Consider the following 14,620-nt stretch of genomic DNA (forward strand, 5'->3'; position numbering starts at 1 on the left):
TGCAAATCGTAACTATTACGATTATAATTTTAAAACGTATTGATTACGATTTGTAAAAAGGAGGATTTTATGTTCAGAAGAAGTTTATGGTTTTTATCAGCAATGTCAGTCATTATTCTCACGGCATGCGGTGCCGCCTCGCCGGAGGAGAGTGAAGGAAGCGGGAAGATAGAGGTCTATACAACGGTGTTTGCGCTTCAGAGCCTGACGGAACAGATTGCGGGGGATAATGCAGAGGTGCATTCGATCTATCCGAACGGGACGGACATACATAGTTACGAGCCGACTCAGAAGGACATGCTGAGTTATGCGGAAAGTGATCTTTTCATTACGACGAATAAAGAGCTCGATGCTGTTTCCGGGAAAATTGCGGATGTATTGAACGAGGATATCGAGATTTTGGAGGCGGTCGGCGATACCGGCCACCTTCTCGAGGATACGCATTCGCATGACCACGGGGAGGGTGATGATCATGACCACAGCCATGGGGAGATTGACCCTCATGTATGGCTTGACCCGGTCCTCAGCATCGATATGGCTGAAGCGATCAAGGATAAACTGAGTACACTCGATCCGGATAATGCTGAGGCATATGAAGAGAATTTTGAAACCGTGAAAGCGGATCTCGAAGAGTTGGATGCATCATTGGAATCAGTCACGGAAGATTCCAAAGTGAAGAATGTCTATATTTCCCATGAATCGATCGGTTATCTGGCAAACCGTTACGGCTTCACCCAGCATGGTGTATCAGGAATGAATAACGAGGAACCAACGCAAAAAGAAGTGATTGATATGGTGGAAGGCCTGAAAGCGGATGGTTCGAAATATATTCTGACTGAGCAGAATATATCAAACAAAGTCACCGACATCATCAAAGATGCCGGAGGGGTTGAACAGCTCGGCTTCCATAATCTTTCTGTCCTGATGGATGAAGATAATCCGGATACGGACTATCAGACCCTGATGCGGCATAATATAGAAGTGCTCGACAGGGCACTGAATGATTACGACGACGCAGAAGCGGAACAGAATGCATCGGAAGCTTCGGAGAAACATGATCATGATCACAGTGTCGACGAAGATGTATACAATGGCTACTTCGATGATGGGGATGTCAGGGACCGTGACCTTTCCGACTGGGAAGGCAAGTGGCAGTCGGTCTATCCTTATCTGCAGGACGGAACTCTCGCCCCGGTCTTTGAACACAAGGCAGAGGACGGGAAGATGACCGCAGCTGAGTATGAGGAATATTACACAGCCGGCTACAGGACGGATGTTGAAAAAATAGAGATTACAGGCAATATGATGACATTCCAAAAAAACGGGGAATCCCATACGGGAGAATATGTATACGATGGATACGAAATCCTTGAGTATGAGGCGGGCAACAGGGGCGTGAGGTATTTATTCACCCTGAAGGATCCTGAGAATAAAAATGCAGAACTGCCGCGTTACATCCAGTTCAGCGACCATGGCATCAGTCCGATGGAGAGCCATCATTTCCATATTTATATGGGGGATGACAGGGAAGCAATGCTTCAGGAGATGTACCACTGGCCGACGTATTATCCCCTGGATATGAGTGGGGATGAAATCGTGGAGGAGATGCTGCATCACTAAAACGGCCGGCACATAATCATTTGACTTTGAATCCTGAAGTCGTCATTCTGTGGTTTACTCTTATTATTCTAATAAAAGGAGATGTTATTTTGATGAATCAAAATAATACGGAACAGACAGGCATCGTCAATATCATCATGGTTGCTGTCGGCATATTGCTGGCGGGTGTTTCAGCATTGTCAGGAACCAGCGTGGCACAGGCGGAGGAAGCACAAAGTGTGGAACCGGAAAGCGTAACGGAATCCCTTGCTGTGGAGACACAGTCCATCTACATCGATGCGAATGTCCTGAGTGATTATGCGGCAGGTGATACGAAAGTGACTGGAGAAACAGTACCGGATGCAGAAGTGACGGTCACTTATCCGGGAGAAAAGGAATTTACTGCAAAAGCGGATGAAAAAGGTCAATTCTCCATCGGCTCACTTCCGGAACTGGAAAACGGTGATGAAGTCAAGGTAGTGTCAGAAAAGGATGGGCAGACGTTTGAGATTTTCTTCAACTATAAAAACAGTTAATAAATTCCATTCATCAGTATGTATAAAAAATAATGAAATCAGTTGACTTTTATGCAGTTTGCATTTAAAGTAGCAGTACAGTAGATATATGTAGAATTTGCATGCCGGGTGAGGTTCCAGTCCTCATCCGGCTTTTACTATGCCTGGATTTAATGGGATAATATTACTCCAAACTTAAGTTGAGGGACAATTCCGACAACGCTATCATTGATATAAATTAAAGGGGAAAAGGGGTAAATATATGGAAAAAAAATTACGGCGGAAAGTGTTGGTGGCGAGTCTGATCGGGTCGTCAATCGAATGGTTTGATTTTTTCCTTTATGCAGCTGTGGCGACGATCATCTTCAATACACAGTTCTTTGTAACCGATGATCCGGTCGTTTCTACGCTGCTTGCCTACTTTGGCCTTGCGTTATCATTCTTCATCCGGCCATTCGGAGGTGTCATATTCGGTCATATCGGCGACCGTGTCGGGCGTAAGAAAACGCTGATCATCACGCTCAGTCTGATGGGGATAGCGACAGCGTGTATCGGTTTCCTGCCTACATACGCACAGATAGGCATCGCTGCACCGATTCTTCTGATGCTCCTTAGATTGATACAGGGGCTTGGCATCGGCGGTGAATGGGGTGGAGCGCTGCTGCTCGCGACGGAATATGCACCGAAGGAACAGCGCGGTTTCTTTGGCAGTGTGCCACAGATGGGAATTACAATCGGTCTGGTGCTCGCCTACACAAGCTTCTTCATACTGACAGGACTCCTTTCAACTGAAGCATTTGCGGCATGGGGCTGGCGGCTTCCTTTCATAGCGAGCTTATTCTTAGTCGGATTTGGGCTTTGGATCCGTAAGGACCTGGATGAAACACCTGCATTCCAGGAAGCGAAAAAGACACAGACGGTACAGAAGATGCCGCTCGTCGAAACGTTCAAACGCCATCCGAAAGAAGTGTTGATCACTTCATGCGCGAAATTTGTTGAAACGGGGCCATTCTACATTTTCACGACTTTCATCGTCGGTTACGGCACCAGCACGCTTGATGTATCATTTGAATTCATGATGATTTCCATCGTTGTCGCGGCGCTGCTCACGACAATCATGATTCCGGTCATGGGCAGTCTGTCTGATAAAGTGGGACGTCGAAAAATGTTCCTGTTCGGTACGGCGGCAATGCTGCTTTACGGCTTCCCGTACTTCCTGATCGTCAATACACATGAACCGGCGCTCGTCATCTTCGCGACACTCATCGGTCTGACGGTCATCTGGCCGCCGATTACAGAGGTGCTTGGAACGATGTTCTCTGAAGCATTCTCAAGAGAGGTCAGATATACTGGAGTCACAATCGGCTATCAGATCGGAGCTGCGGTGGCAGGGGGGTCTGCACCGCTTATCGCACAGTTCCTGATGAACCAGTTCAACGGTTCGAGCGTACCTGTTTCCATTTATATCATCCTTACAGCGGTCATCTCGATGATTGCCGTCTGGGCTATCAAAGGCGTGCAGGCACAGGATCTCGAGTATCAGCGGGACCAAGAGACGAAAGCACAATTGAAAACAGAGGAGCAGGCAACCGCAAACACATAGAAGGAGACAATTATGATTACACTTACAGATGAACAGATACAGAAAAAATATATGATGCAGCATGCAATCCAGGATGTGGAAAATATTTTGGAAGATTACAGGAATGATTCCATCGTGCAGGCGGTCAGAACCGTGCTGCCGGTGGATGACGGGAGTTCCATGCTTTACATGCCCTGCATCAGCAAGGCATCGAAAACTTCCATCATTAAGACAGTATCCATCTTCCCAGTGAATAAAAACCTTCCGACCACGCAGGGGAACATCCTTGTAACAGACCTCGCTGACGGTCAGCACAAAGCGACGATGGATGCGTCATATCTGACACGGCTCAGGACAGGGGCGATGACAGCCATTGCGACCGATAAGCTCGCCCGGAAGGATGCATCGGTGCTGGGCGTCATCGGTACAGGCAACATGGCCTTCGAGCAGGTACTCGGAGTAGTGGAAGTCCGCCGGATTGAAAGAATCGTTTTATTCAACAGAACGGTGGAGAAGGCGCACGATTTTGCGGAACGGCTGAAAGCATTCGGTGTAGAAGCAGAGTTTGAAGTTGTGGAAGACGTGTCCGAAGCAGTTGCATCCGCCGATATCATCAATTGTGCCACACAATCCGCAGAGCCCGTATTTGACGGGGAAGATTTGACAGCCGGAGTGCACGTGAACGGCGTCGGTTCCTTCAAGCCTTCCATGCGGGAAATGGATAACGAAACAATTGCGAAGGCACATCAGATCTACGTCGATGATCTCGAGGCCATCCAGGAAGAAGCCGGCGAACTGATGCACGCAGTCGAGAGTGGCATCATCGCCTGGGAAGATATACAGGGCTCGCTCGTTGATATATTCGACGGAGGGTTTTTACGCGGGGATGACGCGGAAATCACCTTGTACAAATGCGTCGGTGCAGGATACTTCGATCTCGCAGTCGCCGGCGGCGTGATGCGGATGTTCGCAGAATAATATTGATCGGGAGAAGACACAAAACCGTCGTTCGGTTTTGTGTCTTTTTATGTAATCGGAAGTTAACATACGTTTGAGAAGGGTTTGGACGTACGATAGAAGACAGACTTGCAAAATATATTAGTTTCCATATTTGGAAATGAAAGACTTTATTAATTATAAATCAGGGGAATTGTAAAGATTGTGTTAAGAGATCATTTCCCGGAGTATTTCATGTTATATTATTGATATCGAAAAACAATATTGAATTTCGATATTAGAAGCAGGGAGACGATTGATTGGAAGACAAAGTACTTAGAAAACTCTTTTTGGGCTTCATACATATCCACATTCTGCATCATGCCAAAGAGCATCCCGTCTACGGGACATGGATGGTGGACGAGTTGAAGTCGCACGGCTACAGCATCAGCGCAGGAACGCTTTATCCGATTCTGCATACGATGGAGTCCGACGGTCTTCTGACGAGAGAGGACAGAAATGTCGAAGGCAGGATCAGGAAGTATTATTCGATAACAGAGAAGGGGGACGGCATCCTTCACGAAGCACGGGACAAAGCATATGAACTTTTCAAGGAAATAAAAGACTGACTTACAGGAGATGAAAATGGAAAGAATAAAAAACCTTTTAGAAATATTGATTGTTTCAACACGTTTGGGATTGTCATCGTTTGGCGGACCCACAGCACATCTGGGCTATTTCCATGAGGAATATGTGCGCAGAAAGAAATGGATGGACGAAAAAAGTTATGCGGATCTGGTCGCTCTTGCCCAGTTTCTACCCGGACCCGCGAGCAGTCAGGTGGGGATGGGTGTCGGCCTCATGCGCGGAGGAGTCACCGGCGGTCTGATATCATTCATCGGATTCACACTGCCTTCAGTAATCGTTCTGATTGCATTCGCATTGCTTCTCACAAACTACGATGTGGCGGATGCAGGATGGATCCGCGGTTTGAAGATAGTCGCTGTGGCGGTTGTTGCGCACGCCGTGATGGGCATGGCAAAGAAGCTGGCACCGGATTTAAAGCGTAAAGCACTTGTGTTGTTCGCACTGATCGCGACATTGATGTGGCAGACTGCATTTACCCAGGTCGGAGTGATACTGATTGCTGCACTCATCGGATTTATAATCTACAGAAATCATACCGTTGCAGACGATGATGAAACGAGGTTTCCAATCTCGAAAAAAATTGCTTCAGTCTGTCTGATACTATTTTTCGCTCTGTTGTTCCTGCTGCCGGTCATCAAAGAGGCCACGGGTTCATACTGGATAGCGGTATTTGACAGTTTCTACCGCTCCGGTTCACTTGTATTCGGCGGCGGCCATGTGGTCCTTCCTCTGCTTGAGCAGGAACTGGTGCCGAAAGGCTGGGTTACACAGGAAGAATTCCTCGCAGGTTACGGTGCCACACAGGCAGTGCCGGGACCTTTATTCACATTCGCAGCATATCTCGGCGCCGTAATGAACGGCTGGTTCGGCGGACTCTTTGCGACAGCTGCAATCTTTTTACCGGCGTTCCTGCTGATCGTCGGCGCACTGCCGTTCTGGGACAGTCTCAGGAACAACAAAAAAGTCAAAGGTGCAATCATGGGTGTCAATGCAGCAGTTGTCGGGATTTTAATTTCAGCATTCTATACACCTATTTGGACAAGTTCCATTATAGAACCGGTAGATTTCGCCCTGGCGGCCGTGCTTTTCAGCATGCTGGTCTTCTGGAAACTGCCGCCATGGGTGGTAGTTGTTTCAGGTGCAATCGGCGGTACTTTGATTTCATTGATATAAAAGTCAGGGGATGGATTTATGAAAATTGGTAAATTAAAGGAAACAGACAGGAAAGTTTTAAGCGACAAACTGGAGGCATATAATAAAAGGCATCTGCCCGGCAGTCTGGAAGGGGAAATCCAGATCGGGATTTATGATGAAGCGGGCAGCCTGATCGGCGGACTCGATGCAGGCATGACGGTTGATAAAATGCTATATCTTTCGACGATATTTGTGAAAGAGAAATACCGGGGACACGGCGTTGGTCGCCGGCTTATGTACGAAATGGAAAAGCAGGCTGCGGAAATCGGAGCAGATCTTATACGCCTCGACAGTTTTTCATGGGAAGGCGTCGGATTCTACGAGAAACTCGGATATGAAGTCATCGGACATTACACGATACGGGAAGGTTTCGAAGAGTATTTTTATATGAAGCGGATTTGAAGAATGCCGGGACAATTGCGTCCCGGCACTTCTTCAGTTCTCACCAACTTTAATGTGAGAACTTTTGATTCATGTCACTTTCGCCGTCAGATATCTTTTTGATCAGATCGAGATTTACATAGATCTTTAATTTTTAATCAGTCCCCGTACTCTGAGTATGGGGACTTTGTGAAATTGAAAATAGGAGAAAACATATGAAAAAATATTTTGCGGTGCTTTTTGCAGTATTGCTGCTCGGCGCATGCAGTGACTCTGAACAGGGGTCAATAGTCGAAGTAGGCGCAGGGCGGGACAATGCCGGTGAAAACAAAGCCGGAGATGACGAAGAGCGTTCCCCGGAAGAACAATCTGAGGAAAGTGCAGAGACCAGACCGCCCGCCGGGGAAGAAGAAACAACTGAATCAGACTCTTCAGAGGAAAGTGAACCGGAAGAAAGAACTACTGAATTGATTACATATGCTGATTATGAAGGTAGTAATGTCAGTAAAGTGAGAGACATCGAACCCAATGCCCTGGCAAAAAGGATTGAGAAGCTTCCTTATGACTTTGAAACAGAGGACGGCGGGTCAGAAGATTACAAGCAATCTTTTGATCTGGATGGAGATGGAAATGAAGAAACCATCGAAATTGGATATGAATTGAATGGGGAAACAGAAGAAAAAGTATATATGATCATCATTTCCGATCATAACGGGAATCCCAAGTACGCGGAGCATCTTTATAATTATGTAAATGAAGGTTACCCTCAGCGATTTTTAACTGTAGTCGATTTGAATGATGATGGCTACCTTGATATTGTCACTACTAATGATTTTGGTGCCACAGCTTACATGCAAAATGGCTATCAGGCACTGGGCAGGGTTATCTATAGTTTCAATTCAGATCTGGGGACATTCACCCAGACTCCTGTAATCGGGAGTTATTATAAAAACAGTCTGGATAGTGAAAAACTGACTGTCAGTATAGAAGAAATCATCAGAGGCTTTTCTGCTTCATATTCATATGAGGATGATTTCCATATTGATAACGGAGAGCCGGACTCTGATGTGCTTGAATCATTGAGCATCATCGACGAGAGTGGTAATTTCAGTTCATATATTGAGGACAGCATCAATGGCCAGAGAAAATATTATTATCCGGAATATGTATCCAAAATGAATGATGATGACACATTTGAATTGATCATCGATGATTTCATATATTCTGCAAAAGCTGCATCCATTGCCAGCACCACAGCATACAACTGGAATCAGACATATGGCTGGCTGGAGCCTGTCGGGACAGTCCTCAGCAATACAGAAGAGGATTTTGAGCTGGGCAGGACTTTATTCGATACAGAAACATTCAATGATGCATTCAACACGGATGAAGCGGTTTTCGAGGATTATCTGGGAAAGTGGCAGGCGGTCATAGACGGAAAGAAAGTGGATAAACATATTGATATTACAGAATCATCCATTACAGAAACAGAAAATCCGGGCGGAGAAGATAATGTCGAAATTGAGGCGGCTGTTGAAAATTATATATATAAGGAAGATACGAATCAGGTGATGGTGATAGGGAAGGTTACCGCCCATTCAAAGTATGAAGATCATAATGATTATGACAATTTACTCACTCTGATGAAAATAGATGATGAATGGCTGTTAATGGATAAGTTCGGATATTTTTATACCAAATAATTTCAGAGACCTGCAGAGAATCAAATCTCTGCAGGTTTTTCTGCGCCGGTTAAAGAAAATATATCAATGATTTCAGGTCCAATATATATTGCTTTTTGCAAATTATATACAGCAATCTCAAAACACTTAAAGTATTTTATACAGTGATGTATAATGAAAACCAGAAACCTGAATGATCAAATTGTCAAAAGCAAAGGGGAGATTTGAATGGATGTCATAGTGACAAGTCTGTTTGTGGATGATCAGGAAAAGGCGCTGGAATTCTATACCGACATTTTAGGATTTGTAAAAAAGCATGATGAACCGGTCGGGGAATATAGATGGATTGCACTTGTGTCCCGCGAAAATCAGGAGGGGACGGAGCTGCTTCTTGAACCGAACAATCATCCGGCTTCTCGGGAGTATCAGGATAAAATATATTCAGAAGGCATTCCTGCAACGATGTTCGGTGTGAATGATATCCACAGTGAGTATGAGCGTCTGAAAGAGAAAGGTGTAAAATTTTCGATGGACCCGACAGAGGCGGGTGATATGACGATTGCCGTCCTCGATGATACATGCGGAAATCTTATACAGCTTATAGAACAGTAGAAGGGCGCGGCTCACTGCCGCGCCCTTCTTATTCATATAATCCCTTTCTCCTCAAGCAATGCACTTTCGTCACCCGACACCCAGCCGAAGATTACGGGACTGTTGTCTTTCATGTGGAGAAAGTAATGATTTTCAAATGGAATAAGAATTTCTTCACCGTTCTTTAAATAGAGGGCCTGCCACATGACATGGGCGACCGCGTGGCTATCACCCAGCTCCGTGATTTCGACGCCATCACATTTCATCCTCGCAGTTCCGATTGACCGGTAGTATTCGTATCCCTCGCCCATGTTAGTCCTGAATGCATCGTTGTTCTCGCCGGTCATTACGCCGGCGGGATTGGAGGCGATGAATGCTTCGGAATAAAATTCTGAAATCCGTCCGAGATCTGCTTTGTTTTTCAATGCTGCATTGAACTGATTTTCATACGCTGCAAAAAATGCTTCAATTGTTTTCCTGGTCACTGAATCCACCATATATAAAGCCTCCCCCTTCATCTCATTTCACCATGTATATACCCTTGAAATAAAAGAGGATAACCAATCCTGTTATGGACCGGTTATCCTGTATGAACAGCTTTATCCTTTTTTTCTCAATGGCAGTATGACAAACAGTACAGTACACAGGAAAATGACCAATACTGCAACAGGCAGAAGCACATTTTCGGAGAATAAGCCTGAACCTGAGAGGAATCCGCCTTTCGTCTGGTCGTCTGCAGCTATTTCCTCGGAATCTTCCTCTTCTGCGCCATCACCGCCGCCGGATTCACCCGGCCCTGCAACGCCGTCGCCCGGCACATTTTCAGAGTCTTCGGCTTCGGTCACACCGAATGCGAGATCAAGTTCATCATCTTCAGCATTGTATTTCCCGACATTTTCATAGACATCGACAATAGTGATATCCGTCAGCTGAATTTTTTTCCCGGCAAGCTTTTCCGGCAGCTGGATTTCCGTCGATGCGATATAATTGCCCTCCTTATCCTGTTCGATGGAAGCAAGATCTGTCGAGTAGACCTGGCCGTCTTCTTCGCCCTCAACGACGAAGTCCGCAGTGACACCGATGATTTCACTCTCATCGGCTGCGGTCACTTCAATGCTTGCAGCGTCCCCGGCCTGATAGGATTCTTCATCTGCACTGACATCCACCAGCTCAGGCGGGGCGGTTTCTGCTGCATCTTCATTCATGATATCGAAGAAAACACCGAAATCATACTGGTTGAAGTAGCTTTCGTTCCCCTGTACATCGGATATACCGACAAAGTTCAGACCGTAAGTGGCATTCGGGACATCTTCACCGATGGTGAATGTACCGACCCCGACATAATTTCCCAGCGGATTTTGAGTGATATAAATGTTATCCAGACGGTACGGATCGTTTTCAGGTGAACCGTTCGCATCTGCGAAAGCTCCCCACATCTGACTGATTTCACTTTCATCCTCTGCTTCCACCGTGACAGTCACCGTTTCACCCGGTGCATAGACATCCTTGTCCGTATACATTGTGACGAGGTTCGGCGGCGTAGTATCTTCAGGCACCGGACTGACAACTTCGAAGCCGGTGTTGAAATTCATGTTTTCATTGGAAATCGTATTGTAGCTGCCCGCCTGGTCGGCAAGTGTCACACCTGTCAACGAATAAGTCGCATCCCCGAGATCGTCAGGCAGCTGGTATGTAGCAACCGCACTGAAATTGCCATTCCCGTAATCTGTAATGTCAAAGCTTGAGATATCAATCGCAGCAGTCCCGGAGCTGGAAGAACGCTCGAAAGTGGCAGTGGCCCCGCTGAGTACAGAACCGCTTGTCCCTTCAATCGTCACCGTTACAAGGTCCCCGGGTTCGAATGATTGTCCCGATACGGAAACATTATTTATATAGGGGGAATTAACACCCGTGCCAGCTGTGTTCTCTTCCTCTGCCGGTACTTCGGTGGATGCTTCAGGATAGCTCTCTCCGCCGTCCGCAGGCACTTCTTCTTCGGCAGGGATTTCATTCGAAGGCACTTCCTCAGACTGTCCGCCGCCCGCAGGCACTTCTTCTGTGGAAGGCACTTCCCCCGCGGATGGATTTTGATTTGTGCCATCATTCGCTGGCGTAAATTCCTGGGATGTATTTCCTTCAGGTGGCACTTCAGTCGTTGCCAGAGCATCGTTCTGAGGGATAAAAAGCGCAAGGGCCAATGCAGCCATCAACAAGTTATGTTTTCTCGATTTGAAATTTACTTTATCCAAAAGAACGCCTCCTTAATCTTATGTGTAATGTATATTATTATTCCATTAAATGCATGCTTAATCAATATAATTTACACAATTTTGACAAAATTTTCTTGATATATCGCTTTTATTTCCTATTTGGCATGGAAACAGTATCCTTTAATGGAAAGGGGGATGACGATGAATATTAATGAAGAATATTTAAAGATAGCAATCAGGAAGTTTAAGGACGTAAAAGAACTTGGTGACAAAACCATACAACAGCTGGATACGGAGGCCTTGCACTGGACATATAATGAAGCCACGAACAGCATCGCCATGATCGTCAAACATATGAGGGGCAACATGATTTCCAGATGGACTGATATATTCACTTCTGATGGTGAAAAATCCGACAGACACCGCGACTCGGAATTCGAAGATCCACCGGAAACATACGCTGAAATAGTGGAAGCCTGGAACACGGGGTGGCGGGTTTTATTCGATACACTGGAAAGTTTATCCGGTGATGACCTTCTGAAGACAGTTGAGATACGCGGCGCGGAACACACTGTCATTGAGGCAATCGAACGCCAGATATCACACTACTCCTATCACGTCGGACAAATGGTCTTTACAGGGAAGCAGATAAAGGGGCATGACTGGCGAACACTCAGCATACCGAAAGGCCGGTCGGAACAATATTTGAAAAGGGGACGGGAATGATGAAAATCGGGAGTATCAATCATCTGCTGTTCTCTGTTTCTGATTTGGAGAAATCGATTCAATTCTATCAGGATGTCTTTGATGCTGAGCTGAAGGTGAAAGGAAGGACGACTGCATATTTTGAACTGAATGGATATTGGCTTGCGTTGAACGAGGAAGCGGATATTCCCAGGAATGAGATTTCACACTCATATACGCATATCGCTTTTTCATTAGAAGATGATGACTTTGGAGAAATGTATGAAAAACTGGAGAGACTTGGTGTAAACATTCTGAAGGGAAGGAAGCGGGACACGCGGGATGGTCAATCCATTTATTTCACAGATCCCGACGGTCATAAGTTCGAATTCCATACAGCTACACTTGCCGACAGACTGGCTTATTATAAGGAAGAGAAGGGACATATGGAATTTTACGAATAAAAACAGGCTGCCCGGATTCAGGCAGCCTGCTGTAGTGCGTCGCTTATGAGTGGCTCATCAGATCGCCGCCGTAGCGGACTTCCACTACCCAGCCATCGTGTGTGATGAACTGAAGGTTCTGATCTTCGATCTGATAGTAGTAATATGCTGTTTCATCCGGGTTTGATGGTGCTGTATTTTCTGTTTCACCATATGCGTTGAATAATTCCGCTGTGCTCACTTCACCTTTTTGGATTGGGAAGCTTAAACCGAAAACCGTACCGTCTTCACCCTGCATAATCTGCTGGTCATACACTTGGAACAAGCTGTGATTTGCACCATGTTCTTCAAACGCTTCCGTACTGCCGTCGATCGTGTATCCGTTAATAGTGAAGTTCTGATAGGCAACTGCATCTATGAATGTCTGATCCAGGAAGAAGTCGCCCTGGCTGTTTTCCAAGCCGGTATAACCGTTATATTCATACCAGGGTTCTACAGCCTGCTCCATTTCCATGTCCTCTGCCTGTGCTTCGTTGTTTGCCAATTGATCCGCTACTGCCGTCCCGCCGAGTAATACGCCGACTGCCAGTGTACCTGAAGACAAAATGCGTGGTAATTTACGCATTTCAAATCCCTCCATTATTTTGATGCGTTATTGGCAAAACTCCATTACAAGTACAGAGTAACATGAACATAATTTTTAGTAAAATCATATAATTCAGAAATAAATTATATTAAATGAATTGGAATTTCAATAAAGATATTATCATCTGTGATGTGAAATTACGGGTATAGATATGAATGAACGGAGAAGAATGAACTATAGGAGAGAGTTTTCACAATGATATGGTATAGTGTGAGTGTAAAATAACTCTGAATCCATGATTCATAAACAAAGGGGAGATCAGGATGAACAGGATAAACATCATCACACTCGGTACAAAGGACATTGGCGCAGCGCTTGAATTCTACAAAGATATGGGATTTGAAGCGACAGTCGTCGGAGATGAAAAAGTGCCTGAAATTGCATTCTTCCGGATCAATGGCTCGAAGCTTGCGCTCTTTCCGATGGAGAAACTCGCCCGGGAAGCCGGAAGCGACCCTTCATTTGCAGAAGGGGGATTCAATGGAATTACCCTTGCCTATAATGCGAGGTCTGAAGGGGAAGTGGACCAGATTTTAAAAGATGCCGAAGCATTCGGCGGTAAGGTGACAAGCGGAGCCAAAACTACCGAATGGGGCGGCTACGGCGGTTACTTTACCGATCTTGACGGCTACCACTGGGAAGTGGCTTTCGGCCCCGACTGGGAATTCGATGACGAGGATATGCTGATCATTTAGAAAGAGGAAGACCTTCTGCGCGCATGATTTTTCCCTCCTTACATTGATGGATTTATATATTATCAGTTATTCCCCATTGCAATCTTGCATCAAACAAAGAATAATGGATATGATTAAATTATAGTGCATGATGGAGGTGTCAAGTATGAGCAAGAAAGATACCCGGAGAGCAGTGGATGCATATTTTGATGATAAGCTGCATATTTCCGATGAGACAACAGAGGCCATACTGAATAAGAATGAGGAAGAAGGTCTGCAGTCGATCGAAGTTGCATCGGCCCACGGGAAAATGCTTTACCTGATGGCGAAGATGAGCGGAGCCAAAACGATACTGGAAATCGGTACACATGGAGGATACAGTACTGTGTGGCTTGCGCGTGCACTGCCGGAGGACGGGCGGCTGGCCACGTTTGAGGCAAAGCAGAAACATGCGCGGGTGGCCGAGGAAAATATCGCGGCAGCAGGATTCGCCGACAGAGTGGAGATTTTCGAAGGAGATGCCACAAAGACATTGCGCGTGTTGAAAAAGAGGGGCTTCGAGACATTTGATTTCATCTTCATCGATGCCAATAAAGACAATTATCCCGAATACCTTGAATGGGCCCTTGAACTCTCAAGGTCGGGAACAATCATCGTAGCGGACAACATCGTCAGAAAAGGGCGGATCATCGAAGAGGACACCGAAAGGAAGAACATCCCTCATCTGAGGAAATTCATCGATCTGCTGTCGGAGGATGACCGTGTCGAAGCCACCGCCGTGCAGACAGTCGGTGCAAAAGGATATGACGGATTCCTACTGGGAATCGTCAAATAG

16 protein-coding genes are annotated in these 14,620 nt (G+C 46.0%); 13 read left to right on the forward strand and 3 right to left on the reverse strand.

Annotated features, from left to right (window positions below; all coding sequences use genetic code 11):
- The first annotated feature begins 69 nt into the window (after positions 1-69).
- The 9 genes from BM271_RS00845 (at position 70) to BM271_RS00885 (ending at position 9,149) form a co-directional block, all read left to right on the forward strand.
- A complete protein-coding gene (locus tag BM271_RS00845) occupies positions 70-1,620 on the forward strand; it encodes a metal ABC transporter solute-binding protein, Zn/Mn family (protein WP_046789756.1) in 1,551 nt (516 codons plus the stop codon).
- 92 nt (positions 1,621-1,712) lie between these two features.
- On the forward strand, positions 1,713-2,135 hold the full coding sequence (locus tag BM271_RS00850; RefSeq protein WP_046789757.1) for an Ig-like domain-containing protein: 423 nt from the start codon (positions 1,713-1,715) through the stop codon (positions 2,133-2,135).
- 241 nt (positions 2,136-2,376) lie between these two features.
- On the forward strand, positions 2,377-3,717 hold the full coding sequence (locus BM271_RS00855; protein ID WP_046789758.1) for an MFS transporter: 1,341 nt from the start codon (positions 2,377-2,379) through the stop codon (positions 3,715-3,717).
- A 12-nt stretch (positions 3,718-3,729) separates the two neighbouring features.
- On the forward strand, positions 3,730-4,674 hold the full coding sequence (locus tag BM271_RS00860) for an ornithine cyclodeaminase family protein (protein ID WP_046789759.1): 945 nt from the start codon (positions 3,730-3,732) through the stop codon (positions 4,672-4,674).
- Between the two features lie 278 nt (positions 4,675-4,952).
- The gene (locus BM271_RS00865; RefSeq protein ID WP_046789760.1) at positions 4,953-5,261 is read left to right on the forward strand and encodes a PadR family transcriptional regulator; all 309 of its coding nucleotides are present in this window, start codon (positions 4,953-4,955) and stop codon (positions 5,259-5,261) included.
- 16 nt (positions 5,262-5,277) lie between these two features.
- Positions 5,278-6,453 carry a chromate transporter gene (locus BM271_RS00870; RefSeq protein WP_046789761.1) on the forward strand — a complete coding sequence of 392 codons (1,176 nt, stop codon included), beginning with the start codon at positions 5,278-5,280 and terminating at the stop codon, positions 6,451-6,453.
- Between the two features lie 18 nt (positions 6,454-6,471).
- Entirely contained in the window at positions 6,472-6,876 is a 405-nt protein-coding gene (locus tag BM271_RS00875; protein ID WP_046789762.1) for a GNAT family N-acetyltransferase, read from the forward strand.
- A 194-nt stretch (positions 6,877-7,070) separates the two neighbouring features.
- A complete protein-coding gene (locus BM271_RS00880; protein ID WP_046789763.1) occupies positions 7,071-8,558 on the forward strand; it encodes a hypothetical protein in 1,488 nt (495 codons plus the stop codon).
- Positions 8,559-8,765: 207 nt separating this feature from the next.
- The gene (locus BM271_RS00885; RefSeq protein WP_046789764.1) at positions 8,766-9,149 is read left to right on the forward strand and encodes a VOC family protein; all 384 of its coding nucleotides are present in this window, start codon (positions 8,766-8,768) and stop codon (positions 9,147-9,149) included.
- Positions 9,150-9,181: 32 nt separating this feature from the next.
- Here BM271_RS00885 and BM271_RS00890 read toward each other — a convergent pair whose 3' ends face one another.
- On the reverse strand, positions 9,182-9,625 hold the full coding sequence (locus BM271_RS00890) for a hypothetical protein (protein WP_046789765.1): 444 nt from the start codon (positions 9,623-9,625) through the stop codon (positions 9,182-9,184).
- Between the two features lie 102 nt (positions 9,626-9,727).
- A complete protein-coding gene (locus BM271_RS00895; RefSeq protein ID WP_046789766.1) occupies positions 9,728-11,377 on the reverse strand; it encodes a hypothetical protein in 1,650 nt (549 codons plus the stop codon).
- 162 nt (positions 11,378-11,539) lie between these two features.
- Between BM271_RS00895 and BM271_RS00900 the strand changes: the two genes are divergently transcribed.
- Positions 11,540-12,064: a DinB family protein gene (locus BM271_RS00900; protein ID WP_046789767.1), complete on the forward strand. Its 525-nt coding sequence runs from the start codon at positions 11,540-11,542 to the stop codon at positions 12,062-12,064.
- Positions 12,064-12,486 carry a metallothiol transferase FosB gene (gene fosB, locus BM271_RS00905; protein WP_046789768.1) on the forward strand — a complete coding sequence of 141 codons (423 nt, stop codon included), beginning with the start codon at positions 12,064-12,066 and terminating at the stop codon, positions 12,484-12,486. Before BM271_RS00900 ends, fosB begins: the two co-directional genes overlap by 1 nt.
- A 43-nt stretch (positions 12,487-12,529) precedes the next feature.
- Here the strand turns inward: fosB and isaB are convergent, their stop codons facing one another.
- Positions 12,530-13,090: an immunodominant staphylococcal antigen IsaB family protein gene (gene isaB, locus BM271_RS00910; protein ID WP_052749835.1), complete on the reverse strand. Its 561-nt coding sequence runs from the start codon at positions 13,088-13,090 to the stop codon at positions 12,530-12,532.
- Positions 13,091-13,374: 284 nt separating this feature from the next.
- Here isaB and BM271_RS00915 point away from each other — a divergent pair, with 284 nt between their 5' ends.
- Positions 13,375-13,806, forward strand: a complete 432-nt coding sequence (locus BM271_RS00915) for a VOC family protein (protein ID WP_046789769.1) — start codon at positions 13,375-13,377, stop codon at positions 13,804-13,806.
- Between the two features lie 145 nt (positions 13,807-13,951).
- Positions 13,952-14,620 carry an O-methyltransferase gene (locus tag BM271_RS00920; RefSeq protein ID WP_046789770.1) on the forward strand — a complete coding sequence of 223 codons (669 nt, stop codon included), beginning with the start codon at positions 13,952-13,954 and terminating at the stop codon, positions 14,618-14,620.

It is taken from the genome of Salinicoccus halodurans, from assembly GCF_900114445.1.
Taxonomy (GTDB): Bacteria; Bacillota; Bacilli; order Staphylococcales; family Salinicoccaceae; genus Salinicoccus; species Salinicoccus halodurans.

Excerpts from the sequence above, each read along its gene's own strand:
- BM271_RS00870 (WP_046789761.1), top strand. The coding sequence starts at position 5,278 with ATGGAAAGAATAAAAAACCTTTTAGAAATATTGATTGTTTCAACACGT.
- BM271_RS00850 (WP_046789757.1), top strand. The coding sequence starts at position 1,713 with ATGAATCAAAATAATACGGAACAGACAGGCATCGTCAATATCATCATG.
- BM271_RS00885 (WP_046789764.1), top strand. The coding sequence starts at position 8,766 with ATGGATGTCATAGTGACAAGTCTGTTTGTGGATGATCAGGAAAAGGCG.
- BM271_RS00860 (WP_046789759.1), top strand. The coding sequence starts at position 3,730 with ATGATTACACTTACAGATGAACAGATACAGAAAAAATATATGATGCAG.
- BM271_RS00915 (WP_046789769.1), top strand. The coding sequence starts at position 13,375 with ATGAACAGGATAAACATCATCACACTCGGTACAAAGGACATTGGCGCA.
- BM271_RS00845 (WP_046789756.1), top strand. The coding sequence starts at position 70 with ATGTTCAGAAGAAGTTTATGGTTTTTATCAGCAATGTCAGTCATTATT.
- BM271_RS00900 (WP_046789767.1), top strand. The coding sequence starts at position 11,540 with ATGAATATTAATGAAGAATATTTAAAGATAGCAATCAGGAAGTTTAAG.
- BM271_RS00875 (WP_046789762.1), top strand. The coding sequence starts at position 6,472 with ATGAAAATTGGTAAATTAAAGGAAACAGACAGGAAAGTTTTAAGCGAC.
- BM271_RS00920 (WP_046789770.1), top strand. The coding sequence starts at position 13,952 with ATGAGCAAGAAAGATACCCGGAGAGCAGTGGATGCATATTTTGATGAT.
- isaB (WP_052749835.1), bottom strand. The coding sequence starts at position 13,090 with ATGCGTAAATTACCACGCATTTTGTCTTCAGGTACACTGGCAGTCGGC.
- BM271_RS00855 (WP_046789758.1), top strand. The coding sequence starts at position 2,377 with ATGGAAAAAAAATTACGGCGGAAAGTGTTGGTGGCGAGTCTGATCGGG.
- fosB (WP_046789768.1), top strand. The coding sequence starts at position 12,064 with ATGAAAATCGGGAGTATCAATCATCTGCTGTTCTCTGTTTCTGATTTG.
- BM271_RS00890 (WP_046789765.1), bottom strand. The coding sequence starts at position 9,625 with ATGGTGGATTCAGTGACCAGGAAAACAATTGAAGCATTTTTTGCAGCG.
- BM271_RS00880 (WP_046789763.1), top strand. The coding sequence starts at position 7,071 with ATGAAAAAATATTTTGCGGTGCTTTTTGCAGTATTGCTGCTCGGCGCA.